At 71.5% G+C, this 18991-nt stretch carries 16 protein-coding genes; 9 read left to right on the forward strand and 7 right to left on the reverse strand.

The genetic code is table 11. The features are described from left to right. Positions 1 to 20 precede the first annotated feature (20 nt). The 4 genes from ACFY2Q_RS18835 (at position 21) to ACFY2Q_RS18850 (ending at position 3594) form a co-directional block, all read left to right on the forward strand. Positions 21 to 1094, forward strand: coding sequence for a LacI family DNA-binding transcriptional regulator (locus tag ACFY2Q_RS18835; RefSeq protein WP_387131737.1), 1074 nt, complete (start codon positions 21 to 23; stop codon positions 1092 to 1094). Between the two features lie 41 nt (positions 1095 to 1135). After that, a complete protein-coding gene (locus tag ACFY2Q_RS18840) occupies positions 1136 to 2119 on the forward strand; it encodes a phosphotransferase family protein (protein WP_387131738.1) in 984 nt (327 codons plus the stop codon). A gap of 10 nt (positions 2120 to 2129) precedes the next feature. After that, complete coding sequence (locus ACFY2Q_RS18845) at positions 2130 to 2615, forward strand: GNAT family N-acetyltransferase (RefSeq protein WP_387131739.1); 486 nt, start codon at positions 2130 to 2132, stop codon at positions 2613 to 2615. A 514-nt stretch (positions 2616 to 3129) separates the two neighbouring features. Beyond that, on the forward strand, positions 3130 to 3594 hold the full coding sequence (locus tag ACFY2Q_RS18850) for a MarR family winged helix-turn-helix transcriptional regulator (protein ID WP_387131741.1): 465 nt from the start codon (positions 3130 to 3132) through the stop codon (positions 3592 to 3594). A gap of 35 nt (positions 3595 to 3629) precedes the next feature. Here the strand turns inward: ACFY2Q_RS18850 and ACFY2Q_RS18855 are convergent, their stop codons facing one another. The 7 genes from ACFY2Q_RS18855 to ACFY2Q_RS18885 all read right to left on the reverse strand — a co-directional run bounded on the left by ACFY2Q_RS18855 (position 3630) and on the right by ACFY2Q_RS18885 (position 13197). Further along, the gene (locus tag ACFY2Q_RS18855) at positions 3630 to 5963 is read right to left on the reverse strand and encodes a beta-L-arabinofuranosidase domain-containing protein (RefSeq protein ID WP_387131743.1); all 2334 of its coding nucleotides are present in this window, start codon (positions 5961 to 5963) and stop codon (positions 3630 to 3632) included. A gap of 219 nt (positions 5964 to 6182) precedes the next feature. Continuing rightward, a complete protein-coding gene (locus ACFY2Q_RS18860) occupies positions 6183 to 6683 on the reverse strand; it encodes a DUF1772 domain-containing protein (protein ID WP_387131745.1) in 501 nt (166 codons plus the stop codon). A gap of 34 nt (positions 6684 to 6717) precedes the next feature. Beyond that, positions 6718 to 8556 carry an IucA/IucC family protein gene (locus ACFY2Q_RS18865; protein ID WP_387131746.1) on the reverse strand — a complete coding sequence of 613 codons (1839 nt, stop codon included), beginning with the start codon at positions 8554 to 8556 and terminating at the stop codon, positions 6718 to 6720. Further along, positions 8553 to 9131, reverse strand: a complete 579-nt coding sequence (locus ACFY2Q_RS18870) for a GNAT family N-acetyltransferase (RefSeq protein ID WP_387131748.1) — start codon at positions 9129 to 9131, stop codon at positions 8553 to 8555. Before ACFY2Q_RS18870 ends, ACFY2Q_RS18865 begins: the two co-directional genes overlap by 4 nt. Further along, positions 9128 to 10417: a lysine N(6)-hydroxylase/L-ornithine N(5)-oxygenase family protein gene (locus ACFY2Q_RS18875; protein ID WP_387131749.1), complete on the reverse strand. Its 1290-nt coding sequence runs from the start codon at positions 10415 to 10417 to the stop codon at positions 9128 to 9130. Before ACFY2Q_RS18875 ends, ACFY2Q_RS18870 begins: the two co-directional genes overlap by 4 nt. Before the next feature lie 66 nt (positions 10418 to 10483). After that, complete coding sequence (locus ACFY2Q_RS18880) at positions 10484 to 12055, reverse strand: pyridoxal phosphate-dependent decarboxylase family protein (RefSeq protein WP_387131750.1); 1572 nt, start codon at positions 12053 to 12055, stop codon at positions 10484 to 10486. Between the two features lie 110 nt (positions 12056 to 12165). Further along, a complete protein-coding gene (locus ACFY2Q_RS18885; RefSeq protein WP_387131751.1) occupies positions 12166 to 13197 on the reverse strand; it encodes an ABC transporter substrate-binding protein in 1032 nt (343 codons plus the stop codon). 157 nt (positions 13198 to 13354) lie between these two features. Between ACFY2Q_RS18885 and ACFY2Q_RS18890 the strand changes: the two genes are divergently transcribed. The 5 genes from ACFY2Q_RS18890 to ACFY2Q_RS18910 are packed head-to-tail and all read left to right on the forward strand — an operon-like array spanning position 13355 to position 18979. After that, a complete protein-coding gene (locus ACFY2Q_RS18890; protein WP_387132082.1) occupies positions 13355 to 14389 on the forward strand; it encodes a FecCD family ABC transporter permease in 1035 nt (344 codons plus the stop codon). Positions 14390 to 14444: 55 nt separating this feature from the next. Then, the gene (locus ACFY2Q_RS18895; RefSeq protein WP_387131753.1) at positions 14445 to 15473 is read left to right on the forward strand and encodes a FecCD family ABC transporter permease; all 1029 of its coding nucleotides are present in this window, start codon (positions 14445 to 14447) and stop codon (positions 15471 to 15473) included. A gap of 29 nt (positions 15474 to 15502) precedes the next feature. After that, positions 15503 to 16324, forward strand: coding sequence for an ABC transporter ATP-binding protein (locus ACFY2Q_RS18900; RefSeq protein WP_387131754.1), 822 nt, complete (start codon positions 15503 to 15505; stop codon positions 16322 to 16324). Then, positions 16321 to 18375: a penicillin acylase family protein gene (locus tag ACFY2Q_RS18905; protein ID WP_387131756.1), complete on the forward strand. Its 2055-nt coding sequence runs from the start codon at positions 16321 to 16323 to the stop codon at positions 18373 to 18375. The genes ACFY2Q_RS18900 and ACFY2Q_RS18905 overlap by 4 nt, the downstream gene beginning before the upstream one ends. Next, complete coding sequence (locus ACFY2Q_RS18910) at positions 18365 to 18979, forward strand: GNAT family N-acetyltransferase (protein WP_387131757.1); 615 nt, start codon at positions 18365 to 18367, stop codon at positions 18977 to 18979. The genes ACFY2Q_RS18905 and ACFY2Q_RS18910 overlap by 11 nt, the downstream gene beginning before the upstream one ends. The last annotated feature ends 12 nt before the right edge of the window (positions 18980 to 18991 follow it).

Raw genomic sequence — 18991 nt, forward strand, 5'->3', positions numbered from 1 at the left:
GACACACCGAGAGGGCGGCCATGGCGACCCTGTCCGACGTGGCACGACGCGCAGGCGTCTCACCCGCCACCGCCTCCCGCGTGATCAACGGCAGCAGCAAGCCGGTCACCGACGAACTGCGCGAACGGGTGCTCGCCGCCGTCGCCGAGTTGCAGTACGTGCCGAACGCCCACGCCCAACTGCTGGCCCGATCGCACCGCAGCGCGGTAGGCGTGATCGTGCACGACGTCTCCGACCCGTACTTCGCCGAGATCACCCGCGGGCTGCAACGGGTCGCCACCGACCAGGGCCGGCTGCTGATGATCTGCAACAGCTACCGCGACCCGGACCGCGAGCTGGAGTACGTGGAGCTGCTGCGCGGCCACCAGGTGGCGGCGCTGATCCTGGCCGGCTCCGGCTACCACGACGACGCCTTCACCCGACACCTCAACGAGAAGCTCGCCGCGTACGAGGCCACCGGCGGGCGGGTCGTGGTGATCGGCCGGCACGAGCACTTCGGCGACGCGGTGATGCCCGACAACCGGGCCGGCGGCTACCTGGCCGGCCGGGAACTGTGCGAGTTGGGCCACCGGGCGATAGGCGTGGTCGCCGGCCCCCGCATCCTCACCACCACCACCGACCGGCTCGCGGGGCTCCGGCAGGCCCTCGGCGAGCAGGGCCGCGAACTGACCGAGCGACGCATCCGGTACGCCGAATTCGACCGCGACGGCGGCGCCGAGGCCACCGCCCGGCTGCTCGACGCCGACCCCGACCTGACCGCGATCGTGGCGCTCAACGACTCGATGGCCATCGGCGCGCTCGCCACCCTGCGCGCCCGCTCGCTGGCCGTGCCCCAGCAGGTCTCCGTGGTGGGCTTCGACGACATGCCGATCGCCAGGGACGTGACTCCGGCGCTGACCACCGTGCGGCTGCCGCTTGTCGACATGGGAGTCCGGGCGATGTCCCTGGTGCTCGGCGCGCAGGAGCCAGCGCCACGGGTCGAGGTACTCCCCGCCGAACTGGTCCGCCGCGGCACCGCCGGCCCCGCACCGCATCCCGGGTGGGACACCGCCGGCTCGCCGCCCGATGCCCGCCGGGCCGACGCCGCGTCGTGACCGCCACCAGCCCGACGCAGCGTCCCCTCACGACGGACGACGTGACCTACCTGGTCCGCGCGTCGTTCGGTTCGTCGACCCGGGTACGCGACGCGGGCCCGCTGACCGGCGGCGGGTACGCGACGGTCTGGTGGGTTCTGCTCGACGACGACCGCCGGGTGGTGCTGAAGGTGTTCCCGCCGGCCGGAACGCGTCTGCTGCGCTACGAACGAGGGCTGTGCGCCGCCGAGGCGCGCCATTTCCGGCTGGTCGCCGAGCGGGTGCCGCACGTTCCCGTACCCCCGGTCCTGCACCACGGCACCGACCCGGCGTACGGCGAGTGGCTGGTCACCGGGTTGCTGCCCGGCCGATCCCTGGCCGACCTCGCCGTATCGGGTGCCCCGGTGGACGACGGCCCGGTGCGGTACGACCTCGGGGCGGCACTCGCCGCGCTACACGAGATCAGCGGCGACCGGTTCGGCTACGAGGGCGGTCGGGCCAGCGGGGCGACCTGGCGGGCGGCGTTCACCGCGATGCTCGACGCGCTGCTCGCCGACGCCGCCGACTGGGGCGTCCCGCTGCCGGTCACCCCGGACCAGCTACACGCGCTTGTCGGACGGCACGCCGACGTTCTGGACGAGGTTCGCCGGCCGGCGCGGCTGCACTTCGACTGCTGGGACGGCAACGTGCTTGCCGCGCCCGACGCGGAGGGCCAACTGCGGCTGTGCGGCCTGGTGGACGGGGAGCGTTGCCTGTACGGCGATCCGCTGCTGGATCTGGTCTCGCCGCTGCTCTACCGCCGGATCGAGGACGAGCCGGAGCATCCACTGCTGCGCGGCTATCGCAGCGTTGCCGGTGAGCCGCTGCTGCTGAATGACTCCGCCCGGCGGCGGCTCGGCCTCTACCGCCTGCACCTGTACCTGCTCATGACTGTGGAGATGCCCAGCCGAGGCATGACCCGGCAGAGCCACCCGGGGCGGCACGCCAGGCTGTCGGCCCTGCTCGACGAGGAAATCGCTGTTGTCCGCTCCGGCGCGTCTGCGTAGCCTGCGCCGGGTGGTGATTCGCGAGTTCGTCGAGCAGGACTGGTCGCAGGTGTGGCCGATCATCCAGGACGTGATCCGGGCGCAGGAGACCTTCCCCTACGACCCGGCGATGACCCCGGACGCGGCATACGGCATGTGGGCGGAGGCCCCACCCGGGCGGACCGTCGTGGCGGCCGACGGCGAGCGGGTGCTCGGCACCGCGAAAATGGGCACCAACCGGCCCGGGCCGGGCGCGCACGTCTCCACCGCCAGCTTCATGGTCGCCGCCGACGCCCGGGGCCAGGGCGTCGGCACCGCGCTGTGCCGCGACGCCCTGACCTGGGCCCGCCACCAGGGGTACGCCGGCATGCAGTTCAACGCCGTGGTCGAGAGCAACCGGTCGGCGGTGGACCTGTACCGGCGGGAGGGCTTCGAGGTGGTCGGCACCGTGCCGGGCGCGTTCCGCCACCCCACTCTCGGCCGGGTCGGCCTGCACGTCATGTACCAGGAGTTCTGACCGGTCCGGCCCCCCTCCGCGCAGCCACCGACGGATCCGGCTTGGGCCTGGGCCTCCTGAGCGCGCGCCCGCGCCCGCGCGAAGCCCTCTGGACCTGATGGACGGCAAGCCCGGCCCGCATGGCAAGCCCGATCCGCATGGCATGCCCGGCCCGTAGACGAATCGGCTGCCCGCCGTACCTACCGAAGACGCTTTGGAGCTGATGTCGTAGACGAATCGGCAGCACGCCGGCACGCCTGAATCGTTTACGACATCAGCTCCAAAGGACGCCAACCACTTGTGGTGCCGCCCGTCGTGACCGGCTGGACTCCTGACAGACCCGAGGGCAGGCAGAGCCAGCAGGACCAGCGGGACGGCCGAGCCAGCGGCGGGACGGCTGGCGCCTTCAGAAGGTCCTTGTCGGTGTGCCGCCGGAACGCTAGCCACTCCTTGACTGGTCAAGCAGATGTCGCTCTCGTGGCTGTGATCACACTGAGCGTGAGCACTTGCTCAAGCAAGCAACTATGCTGGGTCGATGTCCGACCACCGCGCCGAACCTCCGCGACCCCTCGGCCCCGACGAGGAGGCCCTGGTCCGCGCCCTGGGCCAGATGATGAACGTGCTGCCCCGCACGATCGACGCCGACATGACCGGTGACCGGCAGTTACCGCTCACCGAGTACACCGCCCTGATGAACCTCTCCGAGGCGCCGGGCCGGCGGATGCGCATGCACGAACTGGCCTCGGTCTGCCACCTCTCGCTGAGCGGTATGACCCGCACCGTCATCCGGCTGGAGAACCAGGACCTGGTCAAGCGCGAGCGGTGCGAGGAGGACGCCCGAGGCTGGAACGCCGTCCTCACCGACGCGGGCCTGGCCCGCCTGGAGGAGTCCTGGCCGAGCCATCTGGCAGCCGTACGCCGGCGGTTTCTCCGGCACTTCGAGGGCCTCGACCTGGCTCAGTTGGCCCGCGCGTTCGAGCGGGCCGGGTCGGCCGACTGAGCCAGGCCGGGCCTCGACGTGGCCCTGCCCTGCCGTCAGGCGTTGGGCACGAGCCGCCAGCGGTTGTCCGCGCTGCCGTTGTCCGGGTCCTGCACGGCCTGCGCGCCCCAGGCGGTCGAACCGTTCAGGATGCCCAGCAGCTTGCCGCTGTTGACGTTGCGGATCCGGTAGGTGCCGTCCCCGTTGTCCACGAGGGTCCACCTGTGGTCGGCGGTGCCGTTGTCGGCCCACTGCAGGACGCGCGCGTTGTCGGCGGTGGACATGTTCTCCACCCCGAGGACCTTGCCACTGTTGACGTTGCGGAACCGCACCGCGTTGCCGTCGGTCACCACCACCCAGTTGTGGTCGGCGGTGCCGGTGTCACCCCACTGCACGGCGAGCCCACCGTCGGCGGTGGACATGTTCTGGACACCGAGGACCAGGCCTGTGCCGACGTTCACCAGCCGGTGACTGCCGCCGCCGCCGCTGCCCGCGGTGTTCCAGTAGACGGTGTAGTTGTAGCCGTGGGCGTCCTGGAACGGCCCGAGGTTGACTGTCGTCCCGTTCGCGGTGGCGGTGAACGCGAGCGAACTGGTGCTGGTCCGGGCGATGGACGAGACGGCGAGCGCCGGCAGCGCGTTGAGCGTGGTGTTGCCGTAGTTGCCGCAGAGCACGCTCGGCCCGTACGTGACGGCGGCGACTGACGCGTTGTCGTTTGCCGCCCGCATGATCACTCGCATCGGCAGGCGTACGGTGATGGTGTCGCCCGCGGCCCAGGCCCGGGTGATCGTCGCGTAGCTGCCGGGCGTGGTGGTGACCGACTGCGCCACACCGTTGACGCTTATCGTCGCGCCGCTGGTCCACGCCGGAATGCGGACCCGGATGCCCCACGAGCCGCTCATCGTGCCCGACAGGGTGAGCGTGGTGGTGTCACCCACCGGGTAGCTGGTGGTCTGGGTGACCGTGACACCCCGCTGCGACCAGGTCAGCACCGACGGCACGAACAGGTTCACCGTCAGGGTGGTGCCGTTGTAGAAGTAGATGGAGTCCATCAACTTCGTGTTGATCTCCAGGCCGGTGCCCTGGCAACACCAGAACGAGTTGTAGTCGGTGCTCCACGTGCCGCCGCCCCACGCTGGGCCCACACCTCGACGCCCGCCCGGTCGCAGCGGCGTGAAGTAGGTGATGTGGCCGTGGCTGTCGGCCGGGTTCTGCCCTCCGATCAGATGGTTGATCAGGGCACGCTCGTAGAAGTCGAAGTAGTCGGTCCGGTTCGGGTCGAGCAGCCACAGCTCCCGGGTCAGTTTGAGCATGTTGTAGGTGTTGCACTGCTCGCAGGTGTCGTTGCTGAGGTAGCCGGCTATCGCGTTCGGCGCGCGGAAGTGCTCCGCCTGGCTGTTGCCGCCGATGGCGTACGTGTGCGCGCCGACTGTGATGTTCCAGGCGTTGGAGGCGATGTCGCGGTACCGGGTGGTGCCGGTGGCCTTGAACTCCCGGGCCGCGCCCACCCACTTGGGCACCTGCGTGTTGGCGTGCAGCCCGTTGAGCTGGTCCTGGTTGGAGGCCAGGGGGTTGAACACGCTTGCGTGGTCGAACCGCTGGGCGGTGGTGAGCCAGCGCGCGTCGCCGGTCTGCTGGTAGATGTCGGTGAGCACCTCGTTCATGCCGCCGAACTCGGTGCCCAGCATCGACTGCATCTGGCTGGCGCTCAGCCGGCTCGTCCGTGCGTCGACCCAGCCCGCCAGTGCCAGCAGCACCGAGCGCGCCTGCGTGTTGCCCGTGTAGCGCCACACGTCGAGCAGCCCGGCGAGGGTCTTGTGGATGCAGTAGTAGGGCACGTTGCCGTTGGACAGCGTCCGTGCCTCAAGGGCTGCGAAGTCGGACTCCGGGAAACCGGAGAGGTATCCCGTGCCGAATCCGGCAGCGCCGTTGTTCGCCTGGCACTTGGCCAGCTCGGCCACCATGTAGTTCGCCTTGTCCCGGCAGGTGGTGTCGCCAAGCACGGCGTAGCCGTGGGCCCAGGCGGTCAGGAAGTGCCCCTGCATGTGGGTCCGGAAGGGAAAGTTCGGCGCGTCCCAGCCGCCGTTGGTGGCGGCGCCGTTGGTGGACAGCCGGTGGTTGGCACGGAAGTTGTAGAGCAGCCTGTCGACGTCGACGAAGCGCAGGTAGTTGAGGGTCCGGTTCTGGTTGTCCAGCCAGCGGCCGGAGGTCAGTCGCACCTGACCGAGCTCGAAGGGGTACGCCCCGACGCCGAGGTCGGCGCGCGCCGGCGGGACGACGGCAGCGGCGGCGGGGCCAGCGCCCAGGACTGTCCCGCCGGTGGCGGAGATGACGGCGGTGGCGCCGGCGGCTTGCAGCACGCGGCGGCGGCTGATGGGCAGGGGTGACATGGAACCTCCACGGAGAGCGCAACAGGCGACGGAGCACAGCCGGGCGGGACGGGCTCGACAGGGCGGTCGGATACGAGCGTTAGCGCTCACATCCGTGTCCGGCATGTTACGTCTGATGACCGCTTTCATTCAAGACAATGAGTACGGTTTAAGCGTTGATCAGCGCTGTTACCGGCGACGTCGCGCTGGCATCACAGGTGTTATCGATAACACCGCGCCTCAGGCGGGCAGGCTCCCGGCCTCGACCAGAGCCCACGCGAGCAGCCCGAACGCGCCTGTCGACGCGATGGCACGGACCACGTTGCCGCGTACCCAGGGCGTCTCGAAACGCTCTCGGAGCGCCGCCGGGTCGGCGACCCGGTCGACGTCGCCGGCCCCTGCCAGCACGTTGTTGAGCGGGACGTTCACCACTGCGGTGACGCCGAGCACGACCAGGTAGGACAGCAGTCCCGCGACGATCCACGGCAGCACCGCCCGGTGCTCGGCGTCCAGGTGCAGCGCCGCCGCCAGAAGCGTGAACACCAGTGCGCCGCCGAAACAGACGGCGAACCATCCGTTGAGGATCGACTCGTTGATCCGCTGCATCGCGAGCACCACAGTGCGGCCGTCGGTGCGGCGGAGACCCGGCATCACCGCGTAGGCGAAAGCCGCGAAAAGGCCGGCTGTCAGACCTGTGGTGAGGGTGGCGGCGAGCAGACTCGCGGTACGGAGAAGATCCATGTCCCCCACACTGCACCACCCGACGCGGGCGCCATCAGCGGCCTGGTGCGTGGGCAGCCAATGGGTTGGCGAGGGTGCCGACGAACTGGAGCGCTGCCGACGGGTCGGCGAGGTCGATCATCTGCTGGTTGTCGCGCAGTTGCAGCCGGTTGAGGCAGGACAGGGTGAATTCCGGTGCGAACAGGTCGTAGTGGCGGACCCGCTCGGTCAGGTGCGGCACCCGGTCGAAGTAGTCGGACGCGCACGCCGCGACAGCCCGCCAGAAGTCGTCCTGGGGCAGCACCCCTGCCTCGACGAGCACCGCGTTGAGGTGGCGCAGGAAGCAGTCGACAACATCGGTGAAGATGGTCAGCAGCTTGGTGTCGTCGGGCACCTCGACGCGGATCCGCTCGACCGCCTCCGGCAACTCCACCTCGGCACTCATCACCGCGATCTCCTCGGCGATGTCCTTGAAGATCACCCGTTGGACTGTGGACTGCTCGTCGAGGACCAGGATGACGTTCTCGCCGTGCGGCATGAAGGCCAGGTCGTGGGCGTAGAAGCTGTGCAGCAGCGGGGTCAGGTAGGCGTCCAGGTAGCGGCGCAGCCACACCTCGGGCGCCAGCGGCGACCGGGCGATCAGCTCCGCCGCCAGCGAACCGCCGTCGCTGTCGACGTGCAGCAGCGCGGCCATCGTGGTCAGTCGCTGCCCCGGCGCGAGGCCGGGCACCGGGCTCTCCCGCCACAGGGCGGCAAACATCTTGCGGTACGGGGAGGTGCGCTCGGTGGCCGCCTCGTACTGCCGGTGCCGGTAGCCCACCGCGGCCCGCTCCCGGATCACGGTCAGGCCGGTGCCGGTCAGCACCTCGTCGTTCGCGATGAGGTCGGCCAGCCAGTCGTTGATCGCCGGGGTGGCGGCCATGTACGCGGCGGACAGCCCGCGCATAAAGCCCATGTTCAGCACCGACAGCGCCGTCTTGACGTAGTGCCGGCTCGGCTCGGTGACGTTGAAGAACGTACGGATGGACTGCTGGGCGAGGTATTCGTCCGGCCCGGGGCCGAGGTGCACAAGCCGGCGCTGCGCCAGCTCACCGGCGAAGGTGACCGCCAGCTTGTTGAACCACTGCCACGGGTGCGCGGGGATCAGGTGGTAGTCGGCGAGGTCCAGGCCGAGACCGGCCATCGTGGCCGCGAACCGGGCCCGGGTCTGCGGGTCCAGCTCCCCCGCGATCAGCGTGTCGTAGTCGAGGTCGGCGGCGCTGCTGAACGTCGAGTGGTCGCGGTGCGCGGCCAGCCACTCCAGCCGGATCGGCGTAGCGGTTTCCGGGGCGTACCTGTGGTATTCGTCGACGCCGAAGCCGAGCCGGCCGTTGTTGGCAACGAAGCAGGGATGCCCCTCGGTCATCGACGTCTCGATGGTCTGGAAATCCGCCACGGCCAACTCGGCGGCGCTCGGCGCGGCCTGGGCCAGCTTGTACGCGGTGCCCGCCAGCGTGGAGGTGATCTCCTCCAGATAGACCGGCAGCACCCGCGCGGAGAGTCCGAGGGTGTCGCGCAGCTCGACGATCAGGTCCACCGCGTCGGGCGGCAGCGGGGTGCCGTCGCGGTGCCGGGTGATGCTGTCGGCGTCGATCTGCCAGTGCTCCAGAGCGAGCAGCCGGGCCGCGAACCGGTAGGTGACTGTGCCGTCGTCGCTGCGGACCTCGTACCACTGCCTGTCGTCGTGGCCGGGCGCCGGCGCGGGCGTGATCAGCCGTTCGTGGGTGAACTCGGCGAGCGCCTTGCGGACCAGCAGCCGGTTGGCCCGAGCCCAGCGCTGCGGGGTGAGGTGCCCGACCGGGTCGCCGGGGGCGGCGGGCGCGGAGGTCGGGGTGGGGACGGCGGTGGCGGTCACGCCTGGGCTCCTTCGACTGTGGTGACGGCGGCCTGGAACTGGGCTCGGGTGCAGACGCTGAGCAGCGCGTCCTTCTCGGGCTTCGCGACGGTGCCGACGACCTCGAAGCCGACGGCGGCGTTCAGCGCGTGCACGGCGGTGTTGCGCACGTCCGGCTCGACCACCACCCGCCGCGTCGCCGGATCGGCGAACAACCATGCCAGCACTGTGGTGATCACCGCTCGGGTGAAGCCGTGCACCGGAGCGCCAGTGGGTGCGCAGAGGAAGTGCATGCCCACGTCACCCGGCTGAGCGTCGTACAAGCCGACCAGCTCGACGTGCGCTGGGTCGTACCGCTCGGCCAGAAACGCCGGACTCCCCCGCCACAGGCCGAGGTACGCGTCGTGGTGCGGATGCTCGGCGATGCGCCGGTACTCCTCGGCCACGCCGGCCTCGTCGGCGTCCTGCATCAGCCAGAACGCCGCCTTCGGGTGGGTCACCCAGCCGTGCAGCAGTGCGGCGTCGGCCTCCGGATCGAGGGTACGCAGGGCGAACTCGCCGAGCCGCTCGTCGGCGCGGGTGAAGACGACGCTCACGACGACACGCCGGCCGGTGCGCCGAACTCCTGGAAGGTGATGCTCTTCTCGATTGGGTAGTGCTCCCGGCCGAGCAGCTCACGGATGATCCAGGAGTTGCGGTACGGGCCCATGCCCAGGTCGGGCGAGGTGATGCTGTGGGTGTGGGTGCCCGCGTTCTGCAGGAAGATGCCCCGCCCGGTGTGGTCGATGCTGTAGTTGCGGGCCACGTCGAACCGGCCGTGCGCGTCCCAGCGGATCCGGTCGCGCACCGGGGCGAGGAAATCCGGCACCCGGTAGTGGTAGCCGGTGGCCAACACCAACCCCTCGGTGCGCACTGTGAAGTCCCGCTCCTGCTCCACGTGCCGCAACCCCAGGGTGTACGCGCCATCGTGGTGCTCGGCGCTGACCAGCTCGGTGTTTGTCAGCAGCCGGGTGTTCACCGGCCCGTCGACGCTGTGCGCGTAGAGCAGGTCGAAGATGTCGTTGATCAGATCGGCGTTGATGCCCTTGAACAGGCCCTTCTGCTCGGCCTCCAGCCGGTAGCGGGTCTGCTCGGGCAGCGCGTGGAAATAGTCCACGTAGTCCGGTGACGTCATCTCCAACGTCAGCTTGGTGTATTCGAGGGGGAAGAACCGCGGCGAGCGGGTGACCCAGTTGAGCTGGTAGCCGTACCTGTCAAGGTCACCGAGCAGGTCGTGGTAGATCTCGGCGGCGCTCTGCCCGCTGCCCACCACTGTGATGCTGCGCTTGGTGCGCAGCATGTCCCGGTGCTCCAGATAGCGCGAGTTGTGCACCGCGTCGCCGGGCAACCCGTCCACGGCGGCGGGCAGGTGCGGTGGGGTGCCGGTGCCGAGCACCAGGTGCGCGGCGCGGTACTCGACGCTCTCCCCCGTGCCGGTGTCGGCCCGCACGACGTACCGTCCGTCGGCAGGGTCGTACTCCACTGTGGTCACGGACTGGCCGAAGCGCAGGTTCGGCAGCTTGGCAGCCGCCCACCGGCAGTACGCGTCGTACTCGCTGCGCAGCGGATAGAAGCTCTCCCGGATGTAGAACGGGTAGAGCCGGCCGATCTCCTTGAGGTAGTTGAGGAAGGAGTACGGCGAGGTGGGGTCGGCGAGGCTCACCAGGTCGGCGATGAACGGGGTCTGCAGCCGGGCCGACTCCAGCAGCATGCCCGGATGCCAGGCCAGGCTGGGCCGGGCCTCCAGGAACACGCCGTCCAGCTCGTCGATCGGCGCGGTGAGGCAGGCCAGGCCCAGGTTGTAGGGGCCGAGCCCGATGGCGATGAAATCGTGGGTGGACATCCGGGCCTCCCGGCGCGGTTTCGGAGTCACGGGGTCAGGGGACGCGGCGGTTTCGGGGTCACGGCGTCAGCAGACGTGGCAGGTCAGGTCGGCGGCGGTGCGCTCGGCCACGTACCGGCCGGCGTGGCCGGCGATCAGTTCGAGCACGTGGCCCACGTCCGCGACTGTGGTGGCCGGGTTGAGCAGTGTGAACTTCAGGAAGTGCCGGCCGTCGACGCGGGTCCCGGCGACAAGCGCGGCGCCGGACGCGGCAAGCGCCTCCCGGGCGTGCAGGTTTGCCGCGTCGGCGAACTCGCGGCCCAGTCCGGTGGGCAGGTAGCGGAACACCACGGTGCTCAACTCGGAGCGGGTCACCACCTCGAAGCGGGGGTCCTCGCTGATGAGGTGCCAGGCCTCGGCGGCCCGGTCCACCACCTCGTCGAAGAGCGCGCCGAGGGCGTCCGGACCCATCACCCGCAGCGTCAGCCACAGCTTCAGCGCGTCGAAGCGGCGGGTGGTCTGCAGGCTCTTGTCGACCTGGTTGGGGATCTGCTGCTCCACCATCCGCGCCGGGTTGAGGTAGTCGGCGTGGTAGGTGGCGTGCCGCAGCACCCGCCGGTCGCGGACCAGCAGCGCGCTGGAGCTGACCGGCTGGAAGAACGACTTGTGGTAGTCGACGGTCACCGAGTCGGCCCGCTCGATGCCGTCGAGCAGGTGCCGGCGCGTCGGTGACACGAGCAGCCCGCAGCCGTACGCGGCGTCCACGTGCAGCCAGACGCCGGCCGCCGCGCAGATCCCGGCCAGCTCGGCGAGGGGGTCGATGGAGCCGAAGTCGGTGGTGCCGGCGGTGCCGACGACGGCCATCACCACCTGCCCGGCCTGGCGGCACCGGGCGATCTCGTCGCGGACGGCGGCGGGTCGGATCCGCCGCCGCGCGTCGGTGGGCACCGCGATCACCGCGTCCGGGGCGAGGCCGAGCAGCTTTGCCGACTTCTGCACGCTGAAGTGGCCGGCGGTGGACGTGAGCACGCGCAGCCGGGGCAGCAGCTCGGCGCGGGCCGTCGGGGTGGTCGCGGCGGCGCACGCCTCCTCCCGGGCCAGCAGCAGTGCCTGGAGGTTGGACTGGCTGCCACCGCTTGTGAACACGCCGTCGGCGTCCGCGCCGAGGCCGATCCGTGCGGCGGTCCAGTCGATCAGCCGGCGCTCGATGAGGGTGGCGCCCGCGCTCTGGTCCCAGGTGTCCAGGGAGGAGTTGACCGCGCTCAGCACTGCCTCGCCGAGCAGCGCCGGGATGACCACCGGGCAGTTGAGGTGGGCCAGGTAGCGGGGGTGGTGGAACCAGACCGCGTCGCTCAGGTAGACGTCCTCCAACTCGTCGAGGGCTGCCCCCGCGTCGCCAAGCGGCCGGTCCAGGTCGACCCGGTCGACAAGGGGGGCCAGCTCGGCGGGGGCGATGCCGGTGCCGGGCTGCGGCACGGTGGCCACCCGCCGGGCGACCCGGTCGACGCCGTCGGCGATCATCATGCGGTACGTGTCGACCGAACCGTCGTGCAGCAACTGCGCCCGCGCTCCGGCAAGCGTCCCTGCCGGTGTCTCGGCGGCCTCTGGTGTGGCCGGTGCCGGCCGTGTGCTCTCGGCGGGGTACGTCGGCACGGTCACGTGTCCTCCACGTTCTCGACGATGGGCAGCCAGAACCCTCCCCCGGCGCGGTCGCGCGCCGGGGGCCGTGCGGTTACTCGAATGTGTCGCCGGTCAGACGCGCCGTCGCGTCAGCTGACCTTCTTGGCGTTCTTGATCGCGGTGGCCAGGTTCTCCAGCAGGGGCGCGGAGCCGGCGTACGAGAAGCGGGGCACCGCGTCCCACGGGGTCACCTGGTTGGCCTTGACCGCCGGCAGCTGCTGCCAGGTGGGCTTGGCGGCGAGGTCCTTGGGTTGCAGCGCGGTGCTGCGGTTGTCCAGAAGGATCAGGTCGGCCGGGAACTTGCCGGTGTTCTCCCAGCTCAGCGCCTCGAAGTAGTCGCCGGATTCGAGCTTGGTGGGCACCACGATGTCGACGCCCAACTCGGCGAAGTACATCAGGTCGGTGCTCACCTTGGGGTTGGAGACGTAGAACAGGTCGGGGCTGCCGGAGCAGGCCATCACCTTGATGCCGGGGTTGGCCTTGACGGCCTGGCGGACGCTCTCGGCGGCGGCGTCGAAGCGGGCCTTCGCGTCGGTGACCTTCTTGGCGGACAGGTCCGCGCCGAGCGACTCGGCAAGGGCGGCGTACCGCTCGATGGGCTTGGTCATCGGCACCCGGGCGGTGGTGATCGCGACGCTGGGCGCGAGCGGCAGGATCTTGTCCTTGCTCTCGTCCGGCACGTACCAGAGGGCGTCCGGGTCGTACATGTGGGTGACGAGCAGTTCGGGGCGCAGGGCCGCGTACTTCTCCAGGCTGAACTCGCCCCACACGTTGCCGAGGATCTCCACCGACTCGACGTTGAGGTCGCCGGCCTGCGGGTCGGCCGTGCCGTCGGCGCGCTTGGTTTCGCCGAACACGCCGACGATCTGCTTGTCGAGACCGAAATCGACAAGTGCTGCGGCCACCCCGGTGAAGGCCACCACGCGTGCCGGGCGGGCCGCCGCCTCGACCTTCTTGTTGCGGTCGTCAGTGAACGACCAGGGGCCGCTTCCGTTGTCAGTAGCGGGCTTCGCGGCGTCGTCCTTGCCGCAGCCGGCGAGCAGAGCGGCAAGTGTGGCGGCGCCGCCGGCGGCCAGCAGGCCGCGGCGGGTCAGGCGTCGGGCGGACATAGCTTCGGGCATGGTGTCGTCTTTCGATCAAGGGACGGCCGGGGTCGACCGGGACAGCGGGCTTAGGTTAGCCTAACCTCTGACGTTGTCAACAGCGGATCGCCGTGTCGCCACACCCCCGGAGCCCACACTGAACGCCACACCGTCCGTCAGCACCAGGGCACGTTCCGTGCCCGGTTCGGCGGCACCCCCATCCACACCGCAGCCGACGCGGCGCTCCCGCCAGGCGGCTCGCGCGGCAGGCCTGGCCGCCGCCGTGGCACTGCTCGGCGTGATCCTGGTGCTCAGCATCGCGGTCGGCGCCAAGTCCCTGCCGCTTGCCGACGTCTGGGCCGGGCTGCGGGACCACGACGCCGCCGAGTACGCGGTGGTGCACCAGATGCGCCTGCCACGCACGCTGCTCGGGCTGCTCGCCGGCGCGGCGCTCGGGGTGGCCGGCGCGGTGATGCAGGCCCTCACCCGCAACCCCCTGGCCGACCCCGGGCTGCTCGGCATCAACGCAGGCGCGTCCGCCGCCGTCGCGACCGCCGCGTTCCTGGGCGTCACCGCCATCGGCGGGTACGTCTGGTTCGCGCTGGCCGGCGCCGCGGTGGTCACCGCTCTCGTCTACGCCGTCGGCGGCGGACGTGGGGCCACTCCGGCCCGCCTCGCGCTTGCCGGCGCGGCACTCAACGCCACTCTCTACTCGTACGTCAGCGCGGTCATGATGCTGGACACCGCCTCGCTGGACCGGCTGCGGTTCTGGACGGTCGGCTCGCTGGCCAGCGCGGACTCCGCGACAGTGACCCGGGTGGCACCGTTCATCGTGGTCGGTCTGTTCGTCGCCCTCGGCGCAGCCCGCCCGCTGAACGCCCTCGCGCTCGGCGACGACGCGGCCCGCGCCCTGGGCGCCCGGCCCGCACTGATCCGGGTGGCCGTGATCGTCGCGGTCACCCTGCTCTGCGGCGCGGCGACAGCGGCCTGCGGCCCGATCGTCTTCGTCGGGCTGCTCGTCCCCCACCTCGTGCGCGCGCTTACCGGGCCCGACCTGCGCTGGCTCCTGCCGTACTGCGCGGTGCTCGCGCCGGTGCTGCTGCTCGGCGCCGACGTGCTGGGCCGGGTGCTCGGCCGACCCGGTGAACTCCAGGTGGGCATGGTGACAGCGGTGCTGGGCGGCCCGCTCTTCCTCTGGCTGGTCACCCGTTCCCGGGTGGCACACCCATGAGCGGGCTGAACGTTTCGGCGCGGCACGCCAGCGCGGAGCGCAGCGGAGCGGCGACATGACTGTCATCCGTACCCCCGGCGGGTTGTCCCTGCGGTTCCGCCCTCGCGCGCTGGCCATCGGCGCGGGCGCCGCGGTGCTCGCGGCCGGGCTCGGCCTGGTCGCGCTGGGCAGCGGCGACTACCCGATGGGTCCGGCCGACGTGCTGCGCACCCTGGGCGGCGACGGCACCCCCGCCGAGCAGTTCATCGTGAACGAACTGCGACTGCCCCGGCTGGTCACCGCCCTGCTTGTCGGCGCGGCGCTGGCCCTGTCCGGCACGATCTTCCAGTCGCTTGTCCGCAACCCGCTGGGCAGCCCCGACATGCTCGGCTTCACCCAGGGCGCGTCGACAGGCGCGCTCGTGGTGGTCGTCCTCGGCGGCAGCAGCCTGGCCCTGGCCGGCGCGGCGGTCGTCGGCGGGCTCGGCACCGGCCTGCTGATCTACGCGCTCGCCTGGCGACGCGGCGTGCACGGCTTCCGACTCATCCTGGTCGGCATCGGCGTCGCCGCGATCCTCACAGGGGTCAACGGCTATCTGCTGACCCGGGCGCCGCTGATGGACGCAGCCCGCGCGGTGCTCTGGCTCACCGGCAGCCTGGACGGGCGTGGCTGGGCAAACGCCGGGCCGCTGCTTGCCGTCACCGCTGTGCTGGCGCCACTTGTGCTCCTCGCCTGCGGTCCGGCGCTGCGGATGATGGAGTTGGGTGACGACACGGCAGGCGCCCTGGGTGTGCCGGTGCGCCGGCTGCGTCTGGTGCTGCTCGCCGCGGCGGTGCTGCTCGTGTCGTTCGCGGCGGCCGCCGCCGGCCCGGTGTCCTTCCTGGCGCTTGTCGCGCCGCACCTGGCGAAGCGACTCACTCGGGCGCCCGGCCCGAACCTGCTGCCGTCGATGGCCATCGGCGCGGCGTTGATGGTCGGCGCGGACCTGCTGGCCCAGCGCGCGTTCACCGGGCACCAGCTTCCGGTCGGCGTGGTGACCGGAGTGATCGGCGGCGGCTACCTGGTGTGGCTGCTGGCCGTCGAACGCCGGGCGGGTCGGCTGTGAACACCCGCGACGCCCTCGAAGGAGCACCCATGCACGGCAGTTCCCGGCTCGGTGGCACCGGGCTGACGCTCGCCTACGACCGGCGCACCATCGCCGAGGACCTGACCGTGGCGGTGCCCGACCGGTCGTTCACGGTGATCATCGGCCCGAACGCCTGCGGCAAGTCGACGCTGCTCCGCGCGCTGTCGCGGATGCTGCGCCCGAGCGCCGGCACGGTGCTGCTCGACGGCAGGGACATCCACGACCTGCCGGCCCGGAAGGTGGCCCGCACCCTCGGTCTGCTGCCGCAGTCGTCGATCGCGCCGGACGGCATAAGCGTCGCCGAGTTGGTCGCCCGGGGCCGCTACCCCCACCAGGGGCTGCTGCGGCAGTGGTCGCGCGAGGACGAACGGATCGTCGACGAGTCGATGGCCGCGACAGGTGTCGCCGACCTCGCCGACCGGCCCGTCGACGAGCTGTCCGGCGGGCAGCGGCAGCGGGTCTGGATCGCCATGGCACTGGCCCAGCAGACCCCGCTGCTGCTGCTCGACGAGCCGACGACGTACCTCGACATCGCCCACCAGATCGAGATCCTGGACCTCTGCGCCCGGCTGCACGAGGAGCAGGGCCGCACGCTTGTGGCGGTGCTGCACGACCTGAACCACGCCGCCCGCTACGCCACCCACCTGATCGCGATGCGCGACGGCCGGGTGGTGGCCGCCGGCGACCCGCGCACGGTGGTCACGGCCGCCCTGGTGGGCGAGGTGTTCGGGCTGCCCTGCCGGGTGATCGACGACCCGGAGACCGGCACCCCGCTTGTCGTCCCCGCAGGCCGTCGACGGGTCGCCTCGACAGTGCCGGAGCTGGCGTGAGCGAACCGGCCGGGCGATTCCGCGACCGGTGGGGTGTGCCGCACCTGCGCGCCGACGACCCGCTCGCCCTCGCGGCGGCGCAGGGCCGGGTGACCGCGTACGACAGGGCGTGGCAGATCGAGGTGGAACGGCACCGGGCACAGGGCACAAGTGCCGCGTTCCTCGGTGCCGACGCGCTCGGCTGGGACCGCTTCGCCCGGCAGGTTCGGCTCGGCGACACCGCACGCCGCTGCCACGCCGCGCTCGACACGGCGACCGCCGAGTGGGTTGGCGCGTACGTCGACGGGGTGAACGCCGGCCTCGCCGCCGGGGCGGCCCGGGCACCGGAGTTCGCCGCGACCGGGCTGACCCCCGGCCGGTGGGAGCCGTGGACGCCGCTCGCGGTGTGGCTGGGCCACCACGTCCTGTTCGCCGGGTTCCCCGGCAAGCTCTGGCGCGAGCACGTCACGCAGCGGCTCGGGCCGGAGGCCGTCGACCTGTTCGCCACCGACGGGCCGGCCGTCGCCGGCAGCAACGGATGGCTGCTCGACGGCGGCCGCACCGGCACCGGCGCCGCGCTGCTCGCCGGCGACCCGCACCGCTTCATCGAGGACCCCGGCGTCTACCAGCAGATCCACCTGGCCTGCCCGGAGTACGACGTGGTGGGGCTGGCCGTGCCGGGCGTGCCGGGGATCGCGCACTTCGGGCACACAGGCACTGTGGCGTGGGCGATCACCAACGCGATGGCCGACTACCAGGACCTGTACGCCGAGAGGCTGCGCCGGCACGGAACGCGGGTGCGGGCGCTCGGCCCGGACGGCTGGCGCGACGTCCACCACCACGTCGAGACGATCGAGGTGGCCGGGGCGGAGCCGGTGCGTGTCGACGTGGTGGAGACCGACAGGGGTCCGCTCATCGTCGGCGGGCCGGACGACGAGACGGGCATCAGCCTGCGCTATCCGCCTCGGGTCCGGGCCGAGCTGGGCTTCGCCGTGCTGCCGGCGCTGCTGCGCGCCCGTACCGTCTCCGATGTGGACGCGGCGGTGCAGCGCTGGGTGGAGCCGGTGAACGTGGTGCTGGCGGCGGACACCGCGGGAGGGCTGCTGCACCGGGTCGCCGGTGCCGTGCCGGTGCGGCACCCGGACAACGGCCGGCGGGTGGTTCCCGCCTGGGAGGCCGCGCACGCCTGGCGGGGCTGGCACGCCCCGATGCCCCGCACCGAGGTCACCGGCCGCGCGGTGATGGCAAACGAACGAGGGTTGGCGGCCCCGCTCGGGGTGGAGTTCGCCCCGCCGCACCGGGCGCGCCGGATCGGCGAACTGCTAGACGCCGGGCAACGCTGGACGGCCGACCAGATGACCGCGGTGCACACCGACACGTACCTGGGCTCGGCCGGCCCACTGCTGGCAATCCTGCGGGACCTGACCGGGCTCGATCCGGCCGCCGCCGCGCTGCGGGACCGGCTGCTGCACTGGGACCGGCGGATGAACGCCGACAGCACCGACGCCTCCGACTTCGCCACACTGCGGGCCGCCGTCGTCCGCCGGTTCGCCGCCCATCCGACGCTTGCCGCGCTCGCCGAACCGCCCGCGTACCCCGAGGTGTTCGCGCCCTGGCTGGCGCTGACGCCGCGGGTGGGCTACGCGCTGGAGCACCTGCTCGGCGGCACCGCCCTGCCCGGCGTGGACGTGGCGGCGCTGGTCCGGGCGGCGGCCGAGGAGGTCGCGGCCGACGAGCCGGTGCCGTGGGGGGACCTGCACCGGCTGACGCCGTGGCGGGCGCTGCCCGACCCGGCGGCCGGACCCGGCGCCCGGCTCGACGGCGACCACGACTGCGTGCTGGCGACGTCAACCGTGCCCGGCGTGACACACAGGTGCTTCCGGGGGCCCGCAGCGCGTTTCGTGTGGGACCTGGCCCGACGCGACGACAGCCGCTGGGTGGTCCCGCTGGGCGCCAGCGGGGTGCCCGGCGACCCGCACCACGACGACCAGAGCCCGGCGTGGCTGTCCGGTGAGCTGCTGCCGGTGACCACCGACTGGACCCAACTCAGCGAGGAGCCAGATGAGCACTGATGGGCAGCACTACCGGCAGGACGTCCCCGGGTTCGGGGTGGTCACCATCCGGCCGGTGCGACCCGACGAGGACGTCGACCTGCTGCACGGCTGGGTGACGCAGGAACGCGCCCGGTTCTGGGGGATGCTCGACGCGAGCCGCGAGCGGGTGCACGAGATCTACGCGTACCTCGACTCGCTGGACACCCACCACGCGTACCTGGTGCACCGCGACGGTGTGCCTGCCGCGCTGGCGCAGACCTACCAGCCCGAGGCCGACCCGGTCGGCGAGTGCTACGAGGTACGCCCCGGTGACGTCGGTGTCCACCTGCTGATCGGGCCACCCGTCGCGGTCGAGCCGGGCTTCACCGGCGCGCTGTTCGGCGCGATCCTCGACTTCGTCCTGGCCGACCCGACCCGACTGCGCGTCGTGATGGAGCCCGACGCCCGCAACGACCGCATGATCGAGCGCCTGCTGCGCAGCGGGTTCGACCCCGGCCCGCTCATCGACCTACCAAACAAGCGCGCCAAGCTCTTCTTCCTGGCCCGCCCAACCCCCGCGCCGTCGATCTTGCACTTTCGGTCGCCGATGACTCCCGATTCGCGGCTTTCGACCGGGCAGTAACTGCAAGATCGC

Source organism: Micromonospora sp. NPDC000316 (assembly GCF_042898885.1).
In the GTDB taxonomy this organism is placed as follows: domain Bacteria; phylum Actinomycetota; class Actinomycetes; order Mycobacteriales; family Micromonosporaceae; genus Micromonospora.